This is a genomic window from Ensifer sp. ZNC0028 (genome assembly GCF_000799055.1).
Classification (GTDB): domain Bacteria; phylum Pseudomonadota; class Alphaproteobacteria; order Rhizobiales; family Rhizobiaceae; genus Ensifer.
Window position 1 is genome coordinate 1 of the sequence record NZ_JTLA01000061.1, and the last position, 2,671, is coordinate 2,671.

At 65.9% G+C, this 2,671-nt stretch carries 2 protein-coding genes; both read right to left on the reverse strand.

The window, feature by feature from the left end:
- Positions 1–291 precede the first annotated feature (291 nt).
- Positions 292–1,122 (reverse strand): alpha/beta fold hydrolase, encoded by an 831-nt coding sequence (locus tag L981_RS14580; RefSeq protein WP_043617256.1) that lies wholly within the window; start codon positions 1,120–1,122, stop codon positions 292–294.
- A gap of 86 nt (positions 1,123–1,208) precedes the next feature.
- The coding region (locus L981_RS14585; protein WP_043617258.1) for an MFS transporter at positions 1,209–2,671 on the reverse strand (1,463 nt) is incomplete at its 5' end.

The window sequence follows — 2,671 nt, forward strand, 5'->3', positions numbered from 1 at the left end:
GCTTCTTCTGTGGCGGGGGGCCGAGCGGCGTCGTCCGGGCGGTTCGCCGGCCAAAGCGGGCGCGCTGAAACCACTGAAGATGATTTGCAGGTGACAGCTACGGCTGCGCGCCGCTGTCGATGCGGCGCCGGCACTACAGCGCCGCGCGCCTTTGAGGCGCATAGAGGGCGCTGTAGCGCTTCGAAGCGCTGCATGTTCCGTCCGCAAAACCGGCGATGATTAGGGAACCATGCAGTAGCGTTGTCCCGGCACGGTCCGCAATACCCGGACACCGCGGACCGTGCCCGAGCTTTAGGCCTTAATGAAGGCGAGCAGGTCGGGATTGATGACATCGGCATGGGTTGTCAACATGCCATGTGGATAACCCTCATAGACCTTGAGCGTGCCGTTCTTCAGCAGCTTCACCGCCAGTCGCGCGCTGTCGTCGATCGGCACGATCTGGTCGTCGTCGCCGTGCATCACGAGCGTCGGCACGTCGATCGCCTTCAGGTCTTCGGTGAAGTCCGTTTCCGAGAAGGCCTTGATGCCTTCGTAGTGCGCCTTGGCGCTGCCCATCATGCCCTGGCGCCACCAGTTTCTGATGACGCCCTGCGAGACTTCGGCACCCGGCCGGTTGTAGCCGTAGAACGGACCGCTCGGAACGTCGAGGAAGAATTGCGCCCGGTTGGCAGCAAGCGCCGCCCGGAAACCATCGAACACTTCGATCGGCAGGCCACCCGGATTGTTTTCGGTCTTGACCATGATCGGCGGTACGGCCCCGACGATGATCAGCTTGGAAACCCGGCCGCCGCCATGACGCGCCACATACGCCACCGCTTCGCCGCCGCCGGTGGAGTGGCCGATGTGGATGGCATCGCTGAGGCCGAGCTTGGTGGTCACCGCCGCCACGTCCTTCGCATAATGGGCGATGTCGTGGCCCTCGCTCACCTGCGTCGAACGGCCATGACCACGGCGGTCGTGGGCGATGACGCGAAAGCCCTTGTTGACGAAATAGAGCATCTGCGCGTCCCAGTCGTCCGCCGACAGCGGCCAGCCGTGGTGAAAGACGATGGGCTGGCCCGAGCCCCAATCCTTGTAGAAGATATCGACGCCGTCTTCAGTCCTGACGAAGTTCTCGGTCATGGGAACGGTTCCTTTGTTTGGGTTGGGTACATGTCTTCGAGATCTAGGCCCCGGCGCGGGATCCGCGCTGGGACGTGCGGTCCGCGTCAACCGAGATGGGGATGGTTGATCGCGAGAAAGTGGTTGACGACCGGAGCGACCGGCCCCTTGTGGTAGCGGCGGACGTCGTCCTGAATGTCGGCATCGGCCTTCGACACGCGCTTGTGCTGGCGCAGGTGTTCGGCCCAGGATTCCACCATGAACCATTCAACGAGGCGCCCGGGATCGGCCGCGTCCTCGGTCACGCCCCAGCCATAGGCGCCGTCGCGCCGCCGCTCATGCGACAGGCGAGCGAGCGCCTTCAGGAACTCGGACCGATCCGCCTTGTCGATCGTGTATTCGATCAGGACGAGAACCGGTCCGCGGTCGTGTTCGACCGGCTCGCTGGTCAGCGGCTCCGGCCAATGGTTGGAAGGAATGAGGTCCGCCTCCCCTTTCGGCAGCTTCATGGCGTGGAAGGCGAAGCCGACGCAGAGAAGGCCGATGGCCGCAACGGCCAGCGTGAAGGGCACACCGATCGCGGAGGCTGTCGCGCCCCAGGCAAGGCTGCCGCCGGTCATCGCGCCATTGAAGACGGTCAGATAGACGGCGAGCGTGCGGCCGCGCACCCAGTTGGGCAGGATCGCTTGCGCGGTGCTGTTGAGCGTCGTCAATGCCGTGATCCAGGCCGCGCCGCAGACGAGCAGTGCGGCGACTGCCACCCATTGCGCCGGTGCGAAGGAGAGCACGCCCATGACGGCGGCGGTCAGAACCGCCGACAAAAGCAACAGCCCGTCGGCATCCATTCGCGCGCGTAGCCGCGGCATCAACAGCGCGCCGCCAATCGCGCCGGCGCCGACGGCGCCGAGCAGGATGCCGTAGAAGCTGGCGCCACCGCCGAGAAGCTGGCGGGCGACCAGCGGCAGCAGCGCCCAGATCGCACTCGAAAAGGCGAAGAACACGGCCGCACGCAAAAGCACCACATGCAGCTCGCGGCTGGCGCGCGCATAGCGCAGCCCGGCGCGGAAGGCGCCGAGAAAACGCTCGGCGAGCGCGTCGTCCTCCGGCACCTGCCGCCGCCACCAGACCAAGGCGGCAATGACGAAGACATAGCTGATGACGTCGACCCCGTAGGTGACGGCCGCGCCGAACCAGGCGAGCAGCAGACCGCCAAGTGCCGGGCCGATCGCGCGGGAGATGTTGATGCCAAGCGAGTTCAGCGCGACCGCGCCCTTGACGTCCGGCCGCGACACGAGCTCCGGCACGATCGCCTGCCAGGTGGGGGCGACGAGCGCCGCGCCGATGCCGCCGACGAAGGTCAGCGCAATCAGCGAGGTCACCGACTGCAGTCCGCTTGCGGAGAGGAACAACAGGCAAAGGCTCGCGGAGGCGAGCAGGAACTGTACGACGATCAGGAATTTGCGGCGGTCGAGAATATCGGAGAGAACGCCGGCGGGAATGGCGAGCAGGAAGATCGGCAGCGTCGCGGCCGCCTGGATCATCGAGACGGCAGCGGGGGTTGCCGACAGGT